General features: G+C 68.0%; 16 protein-coding genes. 10 read left to right on the top strand and 6 right to left on the bottom strand.

The features are described 5' to 3' along the window. Window positions 1-17 precede the first annotated feature (17 nt). A protein-coding gene (gene prfB / locus ACW178_RS09500; RefSeq protein ID WP_152950166.1) for a peptide chain release factor 2 occupies window positions 18-1,140 on the bottom strand; the annotation gives its coding sequence in 2 pieces (ribosomal slippage) (window positions 18-1,070 and window positions 1,072-1,140; 1,122 coding nt in all). A gap of 120 nt (window positions 1,141-1,260) precedes the next feature. Next, complete coding sequence (locus ACW178_RS09495; protein WP_152950164.1) at window positions 1,261-3,672, bottom strand: penicillin-binding protein 1A; 2,412 nt, start codon at window positions 3,670-3,672, stop codon at window positions 1,261-1,263. A 136-nt stretch (window positions 3,673-3,808) separates the two neighbouring features. On the opposite strand from ACW178_RS09495, the gene ACW178_RS09490 reads away from it, so the two are divergent. The 4 genes from ACW178_RS09490 (at window position 3,809) to mutL (ending at window position 9,206) form a co-directional block, all read left to right on the top strand. Continuing rightward, window positions 3,809-4,237: an organic hydroperoxide resistance protein gene (locus tag ACW178_RS09490; protein ID WP_152950162.1), complete on the top strand. Its 429-nt coding sequence runs from the start codon at window positions 3,809-3,811 to the stop codon at window positions 4,235-4,237. 169 nt (window positions 4,238-4,406) lie between these two features. Further along, on the top strand, window positions 4,407-5,411 hold the full coding sequence (cobS, locus tag ACW178_RS09485; RefSeq protein WP_054765606.1) for a cobaltochelatase subunit CobS: 1,005 nt from the start codon (window positions 4,407-4,409) through the stop codon (window positions 5,409-5,411). A 65-nt stretch (window positions 5,412-5,476) separates the two neighbouring features. Next, window positions 5,477-7,249, top strand: coding sequence for a response regulator (locus ACW178_RS09480; RefSeq protein ID WP_492024498.1), 1,773 nt, complete (start codon window positions 5,477-5,479; stop codon window positions 7,247-7,249). A gap of 64 nt (window positions 7,250-7,313) precedes the next feature. Next, a complete protein-coding gene (gene mutL, locus ACW178_RS09475) occupies window positions 7,314-9,206 on the top strand; it encodes a DNA mismatch repair endonuclease MutL (protein WP_492024497.1) in 1,893 nt (630 codons plus the stop codon). 28 nt (window positions 9,207-9,234) lie between these two features. Here the strand turns inward: mutL and ACW178_RS09470 are convergent, their stop codons facing one another. Both ACW178_RS09470 and ACW178_RS09465 read right to left on the bottom strand, forming a co-directional pair. Beyond that, window positions 9,235-10,296: a surface lipoprotein assembly modifier gene (locus ACW178_RS09470; protein WP_492024496.1), complete on the bottom strand. Its 1,062-nt coding sequence runs from the start codon at window positions 10,294-10,296 to the stop codon at window positions 9,235-9,237. Between the two features lie 275 nt (window positions 10,297-10,571). Further along, window positions 10,572-11,432 (bottom strand): transferrin-binding protein-like solute binding protein, encoded by an 861-nt coding sequence (locus ACW178_RS09465; protein WP_492024495.1) that lies wholly within the window; start codon window positions 11,430-11,432, stop codon window positions 10,572-10,574. A gap of 66 nt (window positions 11,433-11,498) precedes the next feature. Between ACW178_RS09465 and ACW178_RS09460 the strand changes: the two genes are divergently transcribed. The 3 genes from ACW178_RS09460 to ACW178_RS09450 all read left to right on the top strand — a co-directional run bounded on the left by ACW178_RS09460 (window position 11,499) and on the right by ACW178_RS09450 (window position 13,995). Continuing rightward, window positions 11,499-12,664 (top strand): IS3 family transposase gene (locus tag ACW178_RS09460; protein WP_191559183.1). Its coding sequence is split into 2 segments (ribosomal slippage): window positions 11,499-11,757 and window positions 11,757-12,664, totalling 1,167 coding nucleotides; the frame shifts between segments, so codons are not numbered across the junction. 323 nt (window positions 12,665-12,987) lie between these two features. Continuing rightward, window positions 12,988-13,461, top strand: a complete 474-nt coding sequence (locus ACW178_RS09455) for a low molecular weight protein-tyrosine-phosphatase (RefSeq protein WP_287104246.1) — start codon at window positions 12,988-12,990, stop codon at window positions 13,459-13,461. Between the two features lie 81 nt (window positions 13,462-13,542). Continuing rightward, window positions 13,543-13,995, top strand: a complete 453-nt coding sequence (locus ACW178_RS09450; protein ID WP_287104244.1) for a hypothetical protein — start codon at window positions 13,543-13,545, stop codon at window positions 13,993-13,995. 72 nt (window positions 13,996-14,067) lie between these two features. Here the strand turns inward: ACW178_RS09450 and rsmD are convergent, their stop codons facing one another. Further along, window positions 14,068-14,640 carry a 16S rRNA (guanine(966)-N(2))-methyltransferase RsmD gene (gene rsmD, locus ACW178_RS09445; RefSeq protein WP_183215661.1) on the bottom strand — a complete coding sequence of 191 codons (573 nt, stop codon included), beginning with the start codon at window positions 14,638-14,640 and terminating at the stop codon, window positions 14,068-14,070. Window positions 14,641-14,643: 3 nt separating this feature from the next. Next, complete coding sequence (locus ACW178_RS09440; RefSeq protein WP_191558906.1) at window positions 14,644-16,101, bottom strand: pseudouridine synthase; 1,458 nt, start codon at window positions 16,099-16,101, stop codon at window positions 14,644-14,646. A 12-nt stretch (window positions 16,102-16,113) separates the two neighbouring features. Between ACW178_RS09440 and tadA the strand changes: the two genes are divergently transcribed. The 3 genes from tadA to ACW178_RS09425 are packed head-to-tail and all read left to right on the top strand — an operon-like array spanning window position 16,114 to window position 18,124. After that, the gene (gene tadA, locus ACW178_RS09435; RefSeq protein WP_054766924.1) at window positions 16,114-16,572 is read left to right on the top strand and encodes a tRNA adenosine(34) deaminase TadA; all 459 of its coding nucleotides are present in this window, start codon (window positions 16,114-16,116) and stop codon (window positions 16,570-16,572) included. A gap of 39 nt (window positions 16,573-16,611) precedes the next feature. Further along, complete coding sequence (locus ACW178_RS09430; protein ID WP_191558905.1) at window positions 16,612-17,037, top strand: MliC family protein; 426 nt, start codon at window positions 16,612-16,614, stop codon at window positions 17,035-17,037. 40 nt (window positions 17,038-17,077) lie between these two features. Further along, window positions 17,078-18,124, top strand: a complete 1,047-nt coding sequence (locus ACW178_RS09425; protein WP_287104238.1) for an NAD(P)H-dependent flavin oxidoreductase — start codon at window positions 17,078-17,080, stop codon at window positions 18,122-18,124. Window positions 18,125-18,176: the final 52 nt, after the last annotated feature.

The raw sequence follows: 18,176 nt of genomic DNA, 5'->3' as shown, positions 1-18,176 counted from the left end.
AGGCCGCGCCCTCGCCGTCAATCGGCGACCGAGCCCCGCGTCTGGCCGACCCGCGCCGCCAAGGCCGCCCCCATGAAGGCGTCAAGGTCACCGTCCAGCACCCCTTGCGTATCCGAGGTCTCGACCTCGGTCCGCAGGTCCTTCACCATTTGATACGGCTGCAGCACATAGGATCGGATCTGGTGCCCCCAGCCGATGTCCGTCTTGGCGTCGTTCAGGGCCTGGGCCGCCGCCTCGCGCTTCTGCAGTTCCAGCTCATACAGACGCGCCCGCAGCATCTTCCACGCCTGTTCGCGGTTCTGGTGCTGCGACCGGCCGGTCTGGCAGGACACGACCGTATTGGTCGGAATGTGCGTCAGACGCACGGCCGAATCCGTCTTGTTGATGTGCTGACCGCCGGCGCCCGAGGCGCGATAGGTGTCGGTGCGCACGTCGGACGGATTGATGTCGATCTCGATCGTGTCGTCGACGACTGGCGAGACGCCGATCGAGGCGAACGAGGTGTGCCGCTTGGCCGCCGCATCATAGGGGCTGATCCGCACGAGGCGATGGACGCCGGATTCCGACTTCAGCCAGCCATAGGCGTTGGGGCCGCTGATCAGAACGGTGGCCGACTTGACCCCCGCCTGTTCGCCGTCCTCCTGAGCCTCGACCGTGACTTCATAGCCGTGAGCCTTGGCCCAGCGGCTGTACATCCGCAGCAGCATGCCCGCCCAGTCGTTGGATTCTGTGCCGCCGGCGCCGGAGTTGACTTCCAGATAGGCGTCGTTTCCGTCGGCCTCGCCGGACAGCAGGGCCTCCAGCTCGGCCCGCGCCGCCCGCTCCTTGATGCCGCGCAACAGGGCGCGCGCCTCTTCCAGAGCGGCCTCGTCGCCTTCTTCATCGGCCATATCGGCCAGCATGACCCCGTCTTCCAGGTCCTGCTCCATCGCCTTGACGGCGTTGATCTGGCCTTCCAGGCGCGAACGGTCGCGGCTGACGGCCTGGGCCTCTTCCGGCCGGTCCCACAGGGTCGGGTCCTCGACCCGTGCGTTCAGCTCATCGAGCTTTCTGACGGCGACGTCCCAGTCAAAGACGCCTCCTGAGCAGAGCGACGCTCTGCTCGATGTCGGCCTTCATGGCCTCGACATCCGGTCTCATCGCAATCTCCAGCGACACTAGGCCCTCAAGCAGCGCGGCCCGCAGGTCGCGCGATAGGGCGAAAAGAATGAAGAACGGCGCGCCACGAGGACGCGCCGTTCGGAAGGCCTACCTAGAGCCTCAGTACAGTCCGCTCAAGTCCTCGGCCGGCGCCTTCTTCGGCGGCGGCGGGGCGGCGGCGGGCGGCGGGGCGTTGGCGCCGGCGGCCGCCGCCTCCTGTTCGCGACGGATCACGTCATAATAGTTCTGGGGTCCGACCGGCTGGCTCGGGGCCTGGACCGGGGCCGGCGCCTGGCGTTCAGTGCCGGGGCGGAAGGCTTCCTCGATCCCATTCACCGTGCGGAAAACGGCGTTCTTGGGCCGCACGAATGGCCGGGCCGGCCGCTCCTTCAGCGCCGTCTGCATGAATTCGGTAAAGACCGGCACGGCGGCCGAGGCGCCGGCCTCGCCGGACCCCAGCGACCGGTTGTCGTCAAAACCGATGAAGACCCCGACCACTATGTCGGTGGTGAAGCCGACGAACCAGGCCGAACGGTATTCATTGGTCGTGCCGGTCTTGCCGGCGACCCAGCGACCCAGGCCGCGCGCGCTGGCGGCCGTGCCCCGCTGGACCACGCCTTCCAGCATCGAACTCATCTGATAGGCGGTGATCGGATCGATCACCTGGGTTCCGCGCGGCTGAAGACGCGGCGATTCCTGACCGGAGAAGCCCCGCCCGCATTCGCGGCAGTTGCGGGCGTCCGCGCGGAAGATGGTCTGGCCGTCCCGGTCCTGAACATAGTCGATCAGATAGGGGGTCACGCGCCGTCCGCCGTTGGCGAAGGCCGAATAGGCGGCCGTGATCTCCAGCGGCGTCACCTCGCCCGCGCCCAGGGACACCGACAGATTCGGCGTCAGCCCCGGAATACCCATCCGGGCGGCCTGATCGACGATCTTCTTCATGCCGACCGACTGGGCCAGGCGCACCGTCATGACGTTGCGTGACAGCTCCAGCCCGCGCCGCAGCGTCTGGGGTCCGTAATATTCCCGGCTGTAGTTCTCAGGCGTCCAGCGCTGGCCGTTGGGGCCGCCGGCGAAGCTGATCGGGGCGTCCAGAACGATGGAGGCCGGGGTGAAATCCCCCTCCAGCGCCGTCGCATAGACGAAGGGCTTGAAGGCCGACCCCGGCTGTCGCTTGGCCTGGGTCGCCCGGTTGAAGCTGGACAGGGCAAAGGAATAGCCGCCCACCATGGCCAGAACCCGGCCCGACTGGGGCTCGATCGCCACCAGGGCGCCGTTGACGCGCGGCACCTGTTTCAGGGCGAACTGGCCGTTCTTCTTCTCGACGAAGATCAGCTCGCCGCGCCGCAGCTGCCGATTGGCGTTGGCCCAGGCGGCGTCGGCGGCGATCAGGGTTCCGCTCTCGTCGCCCTTGGCCGTGCGGATGCGAACCGTGTTTCCGCTGACGCTCTCGATGGCGGCGGCCTGCCAGCTGCGGCGTTCGGGCGGCGCCTGTTCCTTCAGGGCGGCGGCCTGCCAGCCCTCGGCGAAGTCGGTCGAGCCCCACCCTCCGCGCCAGCCGTGGCGACGGTCATAGTTCTCCAGACCTTGCATCAGCGCCTGGCGCGCGGCTGTCTGCAAGGTCGGGTCCAGGGTGGTGCGCATATAGAAGCCGCCGGCGCGCAACTGGGCGCCGAAATCGGGATTGGCCGCCGCCTGACGCCGCGCCTCCTCCACAAAGAAGTCCGCGTCCTTATATTCCGACCGCTGCGGCGCGTCGCGCGTGACCAGGGGCCGGGCGCGCGCCTCGGCCAGCTGAGCCTGGGTCAACCAGCCGCTCTGCTCCATCTCGCCCAGCACCCAATCGCGCCGGCCCTTGGCCGCGCCGGGGTGGCGCTTGGGGTGATAGTTGTTCGGCCCCTTAGGCAGGGAGGCCAGAAAGGCCGCCTCGTCCGGCGTCAGCTGGTTCAGCGACTTGCCGAAATAGTTGTAGGCGGCCGAGGCGATGCCGAACGACCGGTAGCCCAGGAAGATCTCGTTCAGATACAGGCCGAGAATCTGCTCCTTGGACAGGGTCGCCTCCAGACGATTGGCCAGGATGGCTTCCTTCAGCTTGCGGTTCAGGCTCGATTCATTGGTCAGCAGGACGTTCTTGGCGACCTGCTGGGTGATGGTCGAGCCGCCTTCCAGCCGGCGCCCCTGCGCCAGGTTGAAGACGTTCTTCAGCGACGCCCGGCCTATGCCGCCCACATCGATGCCGCCGTGCTGGAAGAAGTTGCGGTCCTCGGCGGCCAGGAAGGCCTGCACCACCGTCGCCGGAATCTGGTCGTAGGAGACGTAGATTCGCCGCTCGTCCGAAAACTCCCCGATCAGGGTGCCGTCGCCCGCATAGACTCGCGTCGCCGTCGGCGGACGGTAGTCCGCCAGTTCCGAGGCGTCGGGCAGGTCGTGGAACAGCCAGGCCGCATAGACGGCCACCGCCACCCCCGCCAGGGCGATGCCGCCCAGCAGGACCATGCCCGCCCATACGAACCAGCGTTCGGCAATCTTCACGGCCTACTCCGACGACACGCCCCGAATTGGTGCTTTAGCCCGCGTCGGCCCCGAAAGGCTAGGGTGCGGATGCAACGCCCCCCTTCCCTGCCTCGTTCAGCCCCCATCTGAAGCCTTCCCAACACAGGAGACCGCCATGGAAGTTCTGTACCGCGCCCAGGCCACCGCCTCGGGCGGCGGCCGCGAAGACGGCCGCTCGACCACCGACGACGGCAAGATCGACGTCAAACTCTCTACGCCGAAGGAAATGGGCGGAAAGGGCGGCGACGGGACCAATCCCGAACAGCTGTTCGCCACCGGCTATGCGGCCTGTTACCTGGGGGCGCTTCGTCTGGTCAGCGGCAAGGCGGGCACGCCCGTCGGCCCCGACACCAAGATCACCGCCGGCGTCGGCTTCGGCAAGAACACCCGGGGCGAAGGCTTCAACCTGGACGTCGATCTGACCGTCACCGACCACGGCCTGGACCAGGCTGTGATCGAAGACCTGATCGAAAAGGCCCACCAGGTCTGCCCCTATTCCAACGCCACGCGCGGCAATGTGGACGTCCGCCTGGCGGCCAAGTAAGACCTCCGCTCATCCCCGCGAATGCGGGGATCCAGTGCCTTGGGCGATGATCGCCGCCGTCTGCAAAAGCGCATCGCCCAACGCACTGCCGAGCAAAAGAACGGGATCCCCGCTTTCGCGGGGATGAGCGGGGTTTAAGTGATCCCGAACGTGCGCTAATCGCACAGGCATGACCTCCCCGCTCGACGCCTCCCCCGATCCGCTGATCACCCTGGAACCGACCCGCCGCGTGACCCTGCGCGAGGCCTTCGGGATCGACAGCGACATGACCGTGCCCGCCTTCGCCGAGCGCGACAGCCATGTGCCCGAGATCGACGAGGCCTATCGCTTCGACCCTCAGACCACGATCGCCATCTGCGCCGGCTTCGCCTTCGACCGCCGCGTCATGGTCCAGGGCTATCACGGCACCGGCAAGTCGACCCATATCGAACAGGTCGCCGCCCGCCTGAACTGGCCCCTGGTCCGCATCAATCTGGACAGCCACGTCAGCCGCATCGACCTGGTCGGCAAGGACGCCATCGTCCTGAAGGACGGCAAGCAGATCACCGAGTTCCGCGAGGGCATACTGCCCTGGTCGCTGCAACGCCCCGTCGCCCTGGTCTTCGACGAATATGACGCCGGCCGTCCCGACGTCATGTTCGTGATCCAGCGCGTGCTGGAGGCGCAAGGCCGCCTGACGCTCTTGGACCAGAACCGCGTCATCCGCCCGAACAAATATTTCCGCCTGTTCGCCACCACCAACACCATCGGCCTGGGCGACACCACGGGCCTGTATCACGGCGCGCAACAGATCAATCAGGCCCAGCTGGACCGCTGGAACATCGTCACCACGCTGAACTACCTCGACCACGACGTCGAGGCCGAGATCGTCGCCGCCAAGGTCCCCGAATGGTCGGACGCGGAAGGGCGCCGCCGCATCGCCGCCATGGTCCGCGTCGCCGACATGACCAGGAACGCCTTCATGAACGGCGACATCTCCACCGTCATGTCGCCCCGCACCGTCATCACCTGGGCCCAGAACGCCCTGATCTTCGGCGGCGACGTGGCGCTCAGCTTCCGCCTGACCTTCCTGAACAAGTGCGACGAACTGGAACGCCCCACGATCGCGGAATTCTACCAGCGGGCGTTCGGGGAAGACCTGCCCGAGGCGGCGACGCGGGTGAAGGTGGGGTAGGGCCGGATTGAGGGCTCATTAAGGTCCTCCCCTTATGGCGAAGCTCGTAAGAGGGGCGCCGCCGCGTGATCCAGAAAGCCGACTATATCCGGGCCTATGCCGACCGGTATCGCGACATGTTCGCGGTCCGGCTGACGACCATCGTCGCCGTCATTCTGGTGGCCGCCTGGGTGCTGGACTGGGGCTGGGCGGCGAACTTCGGCCTGATCCAGCTGGGCCTCTATGTCCTTTTGTGGCGGACGGTGGAGATCGCCCGCACCCGGCCCGAGGAGCCGGGCGCCGGGCGGCGGTTCCGTCTTCGGACCGAATGGATCACCCTGGGCCTGGCCTCGCACAACGCCGTCTACATCCTGGCCGCCTGGTGGGTTCGGCCCGATACGATCGACTATCTGCGGCTGCTGCTGGCGGGCAATCTGATGGTGGGCGCCCTTCAGGTCCACATCAGCCGGCGCAGCTTCCTGGCGGCCGTGGCGCCGCCGTCGATCGCGGCCATGATCATCGCCGCCCACCAGCCCCAGGCCACGCCGACGCTGAAGTTCGCCGTCGCCCTGTTCGTCCTGGGCATCATCGCCGCCGCCTGGCGTCAGTGGCGCGGCGACCGCGAGACGGTGGAGCTGATGGTGGCCCTGACCGAACGCAGCCGCCAGCTTCAGGCCGCCCTGGGCCAGGCCGAGACCGACCGGGCCGCCGCCGAACGGGCCAACAAGGCCAAGTCCCGCTTCCTCGCCATGATCAGCCATGAGGTCCGCACCCCCCTGAACGTCATCCTGGGCCTAACCGAGGTGCTGCGCGGCCGGCGCCGGCCCAAGGCCGAGGCGGTCATCATCGACGACATGGCCGAGGCGGGCGGCATGCTGCTGCGGCTGCTGAACGGGGCGCTGGACATCTCCAAGATCGAATCGGGTCAGTCCGATCTTCAGATCGGCCCCGTCGACGTCGCCGCCCGGATCGAGGCCATCGCCCGGGTCTGGCGCACCCGCGTCGCCGAACTGGGGCTGACGCTGGAGGTCGTGCTGGACGGCGACCCTGCCGATTTCGCGGTCCTGACGGATCAGGCGCGGGTCGAACAGGTGCTGATCAACTATCTGTCCAACGCCCTGAAACTGACCCCGGCGGGAACCATCCGCCTGGTCGCCCAGGCCCGGCCCCAGGCGGACGGCCGGATCGCCCTGAGCCTGGAGGTCCACGACCAGGGCCCCGGCGTGCCCGAGGATCAGCGCGAGCGCATCTTCCAGCCGTTCGAACAGCTGGCCGCCGGGCGGGCCGCAGGCGGGGCGGGTCTGGGCCTGGCCCTGTGCCGCGCCGCAGCCGAGGGGCTGGGCGGAAGCGTCGGCGTGCGTCCGGCCGAGGGCGCGGGCGCCGTCTTCTGGTTCCGTTTCACCGCCCCGCGCGCCCCCGTCGAGACGGACGCGGAGGCCGCTCCGGCCGCACCGACGCCCGACGCGCCCCCAGCCCTGCGCGTCCTGGCGGCCGAGGACCATCCGGCCAATCGCAAGCTGCTGGCCCTCTTGTTCCAGTCGTTCGGCCTGGACCTCGCCCTGGTCGAGAACGGGCGCAACGCGGTGGACGCCCTGCGCGCCGACCGGTTCGACCTTGTGCTGATGGACGCCATGATGCCGGTGATGGACGGGGTCGAGGCGGTCAGGCTGATCCGCGCCGAGGAGGCCGCCGAGGGCCGCCCCCGCACCCCGATTCACATGCTGACGGCCAATGTGTTCGAGGACGACGTGGCCCGCTATCGGGCCGCCGGGGCCGACGGCGTCCTGGGCAAGCCGATCCAGATCGGCGCGCTTCAGGCCCTGCTGGAACAGACGGCCGCCTCCGCCGTCCCCGCCTGACGGAAACGGTCCGGCCCTGACCGGCGTGGCGCGAATCCCTTCGCCCCCCTATCTTGGCGGGCACATGCCCATTCGCCGTCTCTCCCCCGAAACCGTCAACCGCATCGCCGCCGGCGAGGTGGTCGAGCGCCCGGCCAGCGCCATCAAGGAACTGGTCGAGAACGCCCTGGACGCCGGGAGCCGCAATATAGAGATCCAGGCCGACGGCGGCGGCCTGTCGCGCATACTGATCGCCGACGACGGCAAGGGCATCCCCAAGGAAGAACTGCCGCTCGCCGTCGAACGCCACGCCACGTCCAAGCTGGAGCCCGACGACGCCGGCGACGTGGACCTGCTGCGCATCCACACCCTGGGCTTCCGGGGCGAGGCCCTGCCCTCGATCGGCTCGGTCGCCCGGCTGTCGATCACCACCCGAGCTAGGTCCGATTCCGGCGACGCGACCGAGGCCTGGGTCATTCAGGTCGAGGGCGGCGCGACCCGCCCCCTGGCCCCCGCCCCCTTCCCCGGCCCGCACGGCGCGCGGGTCGAGGTGCGCGACCTCTTCTACGCCACCCCCGCCCGGCTCAAATTCATGAAGTCCGAACGGGCCGAGGCCATGGCCATCTCCGAAGAGATCAAGCGCCAGGCCATGGCGCACGAGGCCGTCGCCTTCACCCTGTCGCTGGACGGCAAGGTCGCCCTGCGCCTGCCCGCCGAACATCCCGGCGACGAGGGCCGGCTGAAACGGCTGTCGGCCCTGCTGGGCCGCGACTTCGAGGCCAACGCCCTCTTGATCGATCAGGAGCGCGACGGGGTGCGCCTGTCGGGCTATGCGGGCCTGCCCACCTATTCGCGCGGCAATGCGGCGCATCAGCATCTGTTCGTCAACGGCCGCCCGGTGAAGGACCGGCTGCTGCAAGGGGCCCTGCGCGGCGCCTATGCCGACTTCCTGGCGCGCGACCGGCACCCGGCCGCCGCCCTCTTCCTCGACATCGACCCCTTGTACGTGGACGTCAACGTCCACCCGGCCAAGGCCGAGGTCCGGTTCCGCGATCCGGCCCTGGTGCGCGGCCTCATCGTCGGCGCCCTGAGGCACGCGCTCCACGCCGCCGGCCACCGGGCGAGCACGACCGTGGCGGCGGATGCCCTGAGCGGGTTCAGGCCGCACACGGGCGTGACGCAGAGTGGCGAGTGGCGAGTGGCGAGTGGCGAGGGCTGGTCCGGGTGGACAGGCTGGTCCCAGCCCGCGGCCGCGGCGCAAGTCCTGCCTGGCCTCCTCGAACGCAGCGCCCGCGTCGAACCCGGCTGGGACGGCGCCTCATACGGCGAACTCGCCACTCGCCACTCGCCACTCGCCACTGCCCCCCAGCCACTCGCCCCTCCCCCTTCCGACATCGACCTGCCCCTGGGCGCCGCCCGGGGTCAGCTGCATGCCAACTATATCGTGGCCCAGACCCGCGACGGCCTGGTCATCGTCGATCAGCACGCCGCCCACGAGCGGCTGGTCTATGAGCGGATGAAGGCCCAGATGGCCGAGGGGGCCGTGACCCGCCAGGCCCTGTTGACGCCCGAGGTGGTCGAGCTTGACCCGGCCGAGGCCGAGCGCGTCGCCGCCCGCGCCGAGGAACTGGCCGAGATGGGCCTGATCGTCGAGGCCTTCGGCGCCGGCGCCGTCCTGGTGCGCGAAACCCCGGCCCTGCTGGGCGACACCGACGTGCAAGGGCTGATCCGCGACATCGCCGACGACCTGGCCGAACACGGCGCCGCTCTTACGCTGAAGGAGCGGATGGCCGAGGTCTGCGGCACCATGGCCTGCCACGGCAGCGTCCGCTCCGGCCGCATCCTCACCGCCCCCGAAATGAACGCCCTGCTCCGCCAGATGGAAGCCACCCCGCATTCGGGCCAGTGCAACCACGGGCGCCCGACCTATGTGGAGCTGAAGCTGCACGATCTGGAGAAGCTGTTCGGGCGGCGGTGACGGAAGGGGCCAAATCGCCCTCGCGTCGTCAGAAGTCCCGCGTCAATCCAAGCTCGAACCTCTGTCGAGAATAGTCGCCAAGAGGCACGTTGGACCAGGATTTGGACGCTACGACCTGAACGTAGGGAAAGGCGCCTTGGAAGATCAAGTTTCGTTTGGACAGCCGCAACGACAGGCCGACCTCTCGATCATCACGGCGAACGCCGAACACGGTCGATGATCGTTCGAAAACCCGGCGCCTTACATAGGGTTCGACGTAGGCTGAGACCCCAAAGGCCAAACCCGTAAGCCGACCCACCGCCAGTTGGGTGAGATCATAGTCCGCATCCGCCCCAGCCAGATCATATGAGGCGGTCGCTAGACTGGCTCGCCATAACGCATTCGGTCCCAGGTATCGCGTGCGGCTGAGTTGACCGCCGTAACTCCAACCATCGAGACCGTCATCGCGCCTGTTGTCTATCCTGTCGACAAAGACGGTGGCGGCAAGCCCAGTTTGGGCGTCGAGGTAATTCGTCCCTGAAACACGAACCCCATGAGACGATTCGTAGGCGGCTCGGTTCAGGCCGGTTTCCCGGTAGGTCACCGTCGCGCTGAGGGCGCGCCTGATCCCGGAACGAAGTTCTGGACCAATCGACAGATTTAGCTGGTGCTGATCGAAGGTTCGGTTTGGCGCGTCAAGAAAGGTGAACGATCCTCCCGCCTGAATGGAAAGCGCCTCGCTTACAGGCCATCGACGCTCGACGCCGACGGCCATCGACGCGGTCACGCCCGACTGCCGCCTTGCGTCTTCCGACAGCGTGAACGGCAGCCCGAACAGGTCGATGGTGCCGGCGCTGGTGGCGCTATTCAAATTGCTGTCCGGCGCGACCGACACCGTGACCGAGACACGCGAATTCCGCGCAGATTCAATCTCTGCCAGACGAGCTTGCGTGATCTGCTTACGCACGGGGTCCAGCGCGCCCGACAGCGCTAGACGATAAGACAATCTCGCCGGTGCGAGCCGGCCGGCGGCGAAGTGAATTTCCCCGACTTGAAATCTCGCCAGCGCGTCGCCGCCATTTGCGGCCATCCAGCTTTCGAGAAGCGCCATAGCTTCATCGTTTCGCCCCACCCGGGCCAATAAAGCCGCCTTCAGCCGGATACCGTCCGCTCTCGCCGAAATGTCCGGTCTGGTCTCCAAGAGCGCCAAGGCCGCCCGGTAGTCATCGGAAGCCAATGCCTGAGCCAAGGACGATGAGAAGTCGCGCGTTTCTGCAGAGACGGCCTCAGTGGTCTGAGGCGCTTCTTTCGCTTGAACCAGAGAGGCCTGCGACGTGAAGAACAACGTAGCGACAAGATGCAGATATCGCCGAAACGAGGCCGATATCACCTTATTCTTGCGCCGCCGACACCGACCAGTTTCGCGCCGCCTGTGTCGTTAAGCGAGAAACCAATGCCCGCCTCTGTCGGCGAGCTCGCGCCGTAAAAAGCGCCGTCAACGGAGCCGGTCATCGCCGATCCCGTCGCTGAACCGGAGAAAGAGGTGCCGGAGATGGTGGCGGACATGCTGAAGTTCAGATTGTAGGACGGGGTCACCGACGCATTGTTCACGTCGATCATCCTAAAATTTGAAGCCGAGCCCGTGACGGCGCCGGTGCCGAAATTTGCGGTCAAGCTGAGATCACTCGCTGTGGCGTAGGATACGCCTGCCCCGTTGATATACTCGCCCCGGGTTCCCCCCTGGTACTGCGCCGTGCCCGTCGTCGGCATGATCGTAACCGAAGGAATCTGACCGACAGCGAAATAAGTATAGGCTCCGTTTGCAGGATTAGGCGATATCCGCCCAAGTTGCACGTAGTCGAGACCGCCTTGCAGGACCGAGGTGATATCGTAGAGAGTCAGTGTACTGCTATCTCCGGTCACGAAATCGCCGTTGATATTGCGTGCAACGTTAGTTGCGACACGAATGTTGCCTAACGCATCAGTTCGGGTCTGCGGGTTAGTGTAAAATCTATCGACTACAGCGACCCCTTCAATATTCCTGAAGGTGTAGATGTCATCGCTGGTCGCGCTGGTCCCTCGACGATCAATCGTGAAGAGCTGGAATGCTGAGTTGGTTGAGACGCCATCAGAGCGAACGCCGACTTGGGGACCCTCAACCCGGATCGAGCCAGACTGGCAGGAAAGCGCGGTGGGGGTGGTCGAACAGTTGGATGCATAGGGGGCCGGAGGCGTCGGCGGCGTCACGACATGAGGCGCCCCCTTCCTGATCCCTCGTTTTGAGTGAGAGTCCGTTTCATCAAGGAGACGGACGTGAAGAAGAGCAGGTTCAACGAAGCGCAGATCATAGGCGTGCTGCGCGAGCAGGAGGCCGGAAGCCCGACGGCGGAGGTATGCCGAAGGCACGGGATCAGCGAGCAGACCTTCTATCGGTGGAAGGCGAAGTACAGCGGCATGAGCGTGTCGGACGCCACGAAGCTGAAGGCGCTGGAAGACGAGAACCGGCGGCTGAAGAAGCTGCTGGCGGAGTCGATGCTGGACGTGTCGGCGCTGAAGGATCTTCTGGGAAAAAACTGATCGGGCCTGCAGCGCGCAGAGCGGCCGTGCTTCGTCTGATGGCGGAGCGCGGCTTCTCCCAGAAGCGCGCCTGCGGGCTGGTTCAGATCGATCCGAAGACGGTGCGTCGCGAGCCTGAACAGGGCGATGTGGAGGTGCGCGAGCGCCTGCGCAGCCTGGCGGCTGAGCGCCGCCGGTTCGGCTACCGGCGCTTGGGCATTCTGTTGCAACGGGAGGGCCTCAGCATGAACAAGAAGCGGCTGTTCCGGCTCTATCGGGAGGAAGGCTTGGCGGTGCGACGGCGACGGGGCCGCAAGCGGGCCACCGGAACCCGTGCGCCCATGGCCCTGCCGGACGGCCCAAACCAGCGCTGGTCGCTGGACTTCGTGGCCGACAGTCTGTCGTGGGGCCGACGCTTCCGCATCCTGTGCATCGTGGACGACTTCACGCGCGAGGCCCTGGCTCTGGTGGTCGACACCTCGATCGGCGGCTCACGCATGGCGCGCGAGTTGGACCGGCTGATCGCCCGACGCGGGCGTCCGGCCATGATCGTCAGCGACAACGGGACCGAGATGACCAGCCGGGCCATCCTGGAATGGACCAACCGCACCGGCGTGGCCTGGCATTACATCGCGCCGGGCAAGCCGCAGCAGAATGGCTTCGTCGAAAGCTTCAACGGCAGGCTCCGCGACGAGTGTCTGAACGAGGAGGTCTTCGCCACCCTGGCCGAGGCCCGCGCCGTCATCGAGCGCTGGCGCATCGACTACAACCACGTCAGGCCGCACTCGGCGCACGGGGGACTGACCCCGGAGGCGGTGCGCCTGAACCCCGCGGCCGTTCGGCTGCGCAACTTGATCAGCTCCGCCGCACGGCCGCTCCCGTCGGCGAAGCAGATCGGCTATCAACCCCCTGGACTCTCATAATGATCGAGGGACCAGAGGGGGGCGCCTCAGGAGACGGAAATACCAGCCGCGAACGCAACCAGCGATATCGAAACTCTTGAGACCATGTGTTCCCCCCTGTAAGCCCGCTACACGGGTTTACCCCTAACAACAACAGTCTCTACGCACAATCTAGGCGACTTGAACGCTCACGCGACGCGTGGCGAGTTTCTCGATCCGACCGTTGAACTTCGTAGCAGCCCAAGTTCATTTGCGACGCCATGTCGATGTATTTCGTCACCGGCGTGTTACAGCGAGTCCGCCTCAGCAACCCTTAGCCCGCATCCGCAGCTTTGATTGCCCCCATGCCCTCCATCCTCTTCGTCTGCCTCGGCAACATCTGTCGCTCCCCCCTCGCCGAGGCCGCCCTCCGCGCCGAGGCTGAGCGCCTGCGTCTCGACCTGATCGTCGACTCCGCCGGCACGGGGAACTGGCATGTCGGCCATCCGCCCGATCCGCGCGCCCAGGCCGTGGCGCGCAAATATGGGATCGACATCTCCGGCTATCAGGGCCGGCAGGTGAAGCCGGCGGACTTCCGCCGCTTCACCCACGTCATCGCCCTGGACCACGACAACCTGGCTGATCTGCGCCGGATCGCGCCCAGAGACGACGAAGGGGGCGCCGTCGCCGAACTCAGCCTGCTGCTCGACCATGTTCCCGGCCGCGAGGGCCAGGCCGTGACCGATCCCTATTTCGGCGACGACGCCGGGTTCGAGGTCACCTGGGCCGAGGTGACGGCGGGGGCGCGGGGACTGATCCAGAGGCTGGTCCGCGCCTGACACGCCCCGTCGGCGAAAGCCGACGGAGGGGGGCTCGCTCCACGTCCGAGTCTGACGTACCGTCGTTTTACGGACACGGCCATGACCCAGCCCTATCGCATCCGTGAAGCCGCCATCTGGGGCCAGGCCCGCGCCGACTATCTGTCGGGTCTCAGCGCCGAGGCCGTATGTCGGCGTCATGACCTGGGTCTGTCGGCCTTTCGCCGCCGCGCCCGCAAATACGGCTGGCGGCGCAGCGATCAGGTGGAGCCGCCGCCCGGCGAGATCAACCTGTCCCTGTATGAGGACATCGACCTGGACGAGCTGGCGCGCACCGCCCGCCTGCGGTTCATCGAGGCGGTGGAGGGCGGGCGCGCGTCGGACGCCCGGCGCTGGCGCGCCTTGGCCGACGACCTGACCCGCGAGGCCCGCGCCTTCGACGCCGACTTCTTCAGGGGCATGAGCCGCGAAGAGGTGGAAGCCTCGCTGGAAGGGATGCGGCGCGAGATCGACGAGGAGGACGAGGCCCTTCTGGGTCCGCCGCCCGAGGACTGACCGTCCTGCGATCCGCTCGCAAAAATCTGCACGAAAGTGCACTCAAAAAAATCGGAGTGCACTTTCGCCCCGTCAGGCGGCGGGGGCGACCTTCAGGAACAGCACCCGCGCCGCCCCATAGTCGCGCGCGTCCAGCCGGTCATAGCCGGGCGTGTCGATGTCGGGCTCGTCCGAGCCGCGCTCGAACACCACCAGGGCGCCGGGCTTCAGCCAGTTCCCCTCCAGCAGCCGCACAAGGGTCTGTTCCCCCAGCCCCTTGCCGTAGGGCGGGTCCAGGAAGGCCAGGTCGAAGGCCTCGCCGTCCGAGCCGGGACGGACGCCCAGGTCGGTCGCGCTGCGTCGATGCACCCGGGTGCGGCCCATCAGCCCGTAGGCGTCGGCGTTCTCGCGAATCGCGCCCCTGGCCCCGTCGTCGGTCTCGACGAACAGGCAGAAGCCCGCCCCCCGGCTGATCGCCTCAAAGCCCAGGGCGCCCGATCCGGCGTACAGGTCGATGACCCGCAGGCCGTTCAGGCTCTCGCTCCAGGCGGCGTGCTCCAGCACGTTGAACAGGGCCTGGCGCGCCCGGTCCGAGGTCGGGCGCGTGCCCTGCCCCTCCGGCGCGACGATGGCCCGGCCCTTCAGGCTTCCGGCGACGATCCGCATGGATCAGCCGCGCGGCGTGCGGGGTTTGCCGGGCTGCCCGCCGGGCTTGCGCCCGCTGGTCCCCGACGGTCCCGCCGGCTTGCCGCCGCCGCGAGGCCCGCCGCTGCGAGCCCCCTCGCTGCGGCCTGCGGGCTTCCTGCGGTCGTCGATGAACTGGTCGTCGCGGGGTTTGAACACCCGCTTGGGCCGATCGCCGTCGGCGCGGGCGGGACGCTCGCCCTCAGGCGCGGTGCGTTCGCGGGGCTTGAAGCTCTTTGAGTGTTCGAACCTGGGCTTGGCCTTGGCCCAGCCGTCCTTCTTGGGCGCCCGCTCGCGGCGCTCGACCGCCTCGGCCTGGGCCGTCTCGGCGGCGCGAACGCGGCTGGGCTTCCTCGACGGATCCGACATGGCCGAACCGGAGCGCCCCTTGACGATGGGGGTGGCGATCCGGCGACCGGGAATGGGCGCAGGCGTCTCGACCGTATTGCCGGTCGGCAGGTTCTCGGGCCGGATATGGTCGGCCAGCAGCTCGCGGATCACGCGCGGCCCGACCTCCTCCACCGCCCCGACCGGCAGGACGTCCAGGCGGAACGGCCCATAGGCCAGACGGATCAGCCGGTTGACCGTCAGGCCGACCGACTCCAGCACCTTGCGCACCTCGCGGTTCTTGCCCTCGGTGATCGAGACCGAGATCCACAGATTGGCCGGCACCTTGCCGTCCTCGGACTTGGACTCCTTGGCCTTGTCCAGCGTCGCCTCGATGGGACCATAGGAGACGCCGTCCACGACGACGCCCTCCTTAAGCTTGTCCAGCTGTTCCTGGGTGATCTTGCCCCGCGCCCGGGCGCGGTACTGGCGCACCAGGGCGGTCGAGGGCAGTTCCAGCGCCCGGCTCAGCTCCCCGTCGTTGGTCAGCAGCAGCAGGCCCTCGGTCGCCAGATCAAGCCGCCCGACCGAGATCACGCGCGGCAGCCCCGCCGGCAGGGCGTCGAACACCGTCGGCCGGCCCGCCGGATCCTTGTGGCTGGTCAGCAGACCGGCCGGCTTGTGATAGCGCCAGACGCGCGTCGCCTGGGCCCCGCCGATCGGCTTGCCGTCCACTGTGATCACGTCGTCGCGCGTCACCAGGGTGGCGGGCGTGTCCAGGATGCGGCCGTTGACCGCCACCTTGCCCAGGCCGATCAGCCGCTCGACCTCGCGGCGCGAGGCGATGCCGGCGCGGGCCATCGCCTTGGCGATTCGCTCGCTGCGGGCTGGGGCGGCCTCGGCCTTGGCCGGTTTGGCGTCCCGGCCGCCCGCGGGCTTGCCCGCACGGGGGCGGTCGTCGCCCGACTTGGCCGCAAAGGGCTTGCGCGGCTTGTCGCCGAAGGGGGTCTTCCCGTCGCCGCTCTTGCGGGGACCGGAGGATTTGAAGGGCCCAGGCGACCGTCCGTCTTGACGGGCGCGGGGCTTCTTGTCGTTGTCGTTCGTATGGCGGACCATGATGAGCGGTTCATGCGCATGGCGCTGGACCAAGCGCAAGCGGCGGCGGACGCAGGAGAGGTGCCTGTGGGCGCAATTCTTGTCGATCCCGCGTCAAACGCGGTGATTTCGACCGGCGCCAACGGCCCGATCTGCGCGCACGACCCTACGGCCCATGCCGAGATCGTGGCCATGCGGCGCGCGGCGACGGCGCTGCAGAACTACCGCCTCACCGGCCTGACCCTCTATGTGACGCTTGAGCCCTGCGCCATGTGCGCCGGCGCCATCAGCCACGCCCGCATCGGCCGCGTGGTCTGGGCGGCCGATGATCCCAAGGGCGGGGCCGTGCTCCACGGCCCCCGTCTGTTCGAGCAACCCACTTGCCACTGGCGTCCGGCGACGGAGTGGGGTCTGTTGGCCGAGGAGGCGTCCAGCCTGCTCAAGTCCTTCTTCCGTCAACGGAGAGGAACGGCCGCAGGCGGCGGACGTTAGACCGCCGCCCCAAGCGGCGCTGTTGTGAGGAGTATCGCCTTGTCCAAGCCGGTTCTGCGGCCGTCCTTAGCTCTCGGCGGCCTCGCCGCCGTCCTCCTTCTGACGGCCTGCGGCCCTGACCCCGACAAGGCTCCCACCACCGGCGACGAGGTCAAGGAACGCGCCATCGAGGCCCAGACCGCCCGCAAACGCACCGGCGCCGAGGTCCAGGACCGCGTCCTGAACCGGGTCGTCCATACGGTCTATCTGTGCGACAACGGCGAGCGGCTGTCGGTCGACTTCGACAATCCGCGCGAGATGGCCACGGTCCGCAACTCCTCGGGCGAGGCGGTGGATCTCTATCAGGAACGCGCCGCCGACGGCATCTGGTACCGCGCCTCCAACGTCGAACTGCGCGGCAAGGGGGTGCTGGCCACCTGGTCCATCGAAGGCCGACAGCCGACCGAATGCCGGGCCGTCGACTGACCCCATTGCCGAAGCCGACCCGGCTCCCTAGCTGCGGTCCATGTCCCTGATCGAACAGCTTGGCCTGACCGCGCCCATCGTCCAGGCGCCCATGGCGGGCGTCTCGACCCCGGCCATGGCGGCGGCCGTTTCGAACGCCGGGGCGCTGGGCTCCATCGCCGTCGGCGCGACCGACGCGGCGGGGGCCGGCCGGATGATCGCCGAGACCCGCGCCCTGACCGACCGCCCCTTCAACGTCAATCTGTTCGTCCACGCCGCGCCCCGACGCGACGAAGGTGCAGAGGCCGCCTGGCTTCAGGCCCTGACGCCGTCGTTCGCCGCCTTCGGCGCCGCGCCCCCCGCCACGCTGAACGCCCCCTATCGCAGCTTCGCCGACGACGACGCCATGCTGGCGCGCCTGATCGCCGACGCCCCCGCCGTGGTCAGCTTCCACTTCGGCCTGCCCGATGGAGAGCGGATCCGGGCGCTGAAACAGGCCGGCTGCCTGCTCCTGGCCACGGCGACCAATCTCGATGAAGCCCTGGCTTGCAGGGCGGCGGGCGTCGACGCCGTGGTGGCGCAAGGATGGGAGGCCGGCGGCCATCGCGGGATGTTCGATCCTGACGCCGACGACGGCCGCTTGGGGACTCTGGCCCTGACCCGCCTGCTGGCGCTTCACAGCGGCCTGCCGGTCGTCGCCGCCGGAGGGATCATGGACGGCCGGGGCGTCCGCGCCGCCCTGGACCTGGGCGCCGTCGCGGCCCAGTTGGGCACCGCCTTCGTCGCCTGTGACGAAAGCGCCGCCGACGCCGCCTATCGCGCCGCCCTGTTCAGCGACGCGGCGCGTCATACCGTCATGACCAGCGCCGTATCGGGCCGACCCGCCCGCTGCCTGCGCAATCGTTTCACCGAATTGGGGGCGCAGACGACGGCCGCCATCCCCGACTATCCCATCGCCTATGACGCCGGAAAGGCCTTGAACGCCGCCGCCAAGGCCGTCGGCGAATACGGCTTCGGCGCCCAATGGGCCGGCCAGGGCGCGCCCCTGGCCCGCAGCCTTCCCGCCGCCGACCTGATTGCGGCCCTGGTGGCGGAGATGGTCGCCTAGAGCATGATCGTTTCGGACGGAACCGCTTCGCGGTTCCGACAGAAGCGGGAAT

The organism is Brevundimonas sp. AVps4, from assembly GCF_058681525.1.
Note: the sequence above shows the minus strand (reverse complement) of the source record. Positions and strands in the feature narration are given on the sequence as shown.

What these genes read in the sequence shown, in the direction of transcription:
- tadA (WP_054766924.1), top strand. Translation starts at nt 16,114, where the DNA reads ATGCGCATGGCGCTGGACCAAGCGCAAGCGGCGGCGGACGCAGGAGAG.
- rsmD (WP_183215661.1), bottom strand. Translation starts at nt 14,640, where the DNA reads ATGCGGATCGTCGCCGGAAGCCTGAAGGGCCGGGCCATCGTCGCGCCG.
- ACW178_RS09455 (WP_287104246.1), top strand. Translation starts at nt 12,988, where the DNA reads ATGCCCTCCATCCTCTTCGTCTGCCTCGGCAACATCTGTCGCTCCCCC.
- ACW178_RS09440 (WP_191558906.1), bottom strand. Translation starts at nt 16,101, where the DNA reads ATGGTCCGCCATACGAACGACAACGACAAGAAGCCCCGCGCCCGTCAA.
- ACW178_RS09450 (WP_287104244.1), top strand. Translation starts at nt 13,543, where the DNA reads ATGACCCAGCCCTATCGCATCCGTGAAGCCGCCATCTGGGGCCAGGCC.
- ACW178_RS09425 (WP_287104238.1), top strand. Translation starts at nt 17,078, where the DNA reads ATGTCCCTGATCGAACAGCTTGGCCTGACCGCGCCCATCGTCCAGGCG.
- ACW178_RS09470 (WP_492024496.1), bottom strand. Translation starts at nt 10,296, where the DNA reads ATGGCGCTTCTCGAAAGCTGGATGGCCGCAAATGGCGGCGACGCGCTG.
- mutL (WP_492024497.1), top strand. Translation starts at nt 7,314, where the DNA reads ATGCCCATTCGCCGTCTCTCCCCCGAAACCGTCAACCGCATCGCCGCC.
- ACW178_RS09490 (WP_152950162.1), top strand. Translation starts at nt 3,809, where the DNA reads ATGGAAGTTCTGTACCGCGCCCAGGCCACCGCCTCGGGCGGCGGCCGC.
- cobS (WP_054765606.1), top strand. Translation starts at nt 4,407, where the DNA reads ATGACCTCCCCGCTCGACGCCTCCCCCGATCCGCTGATCACCCTGGAA.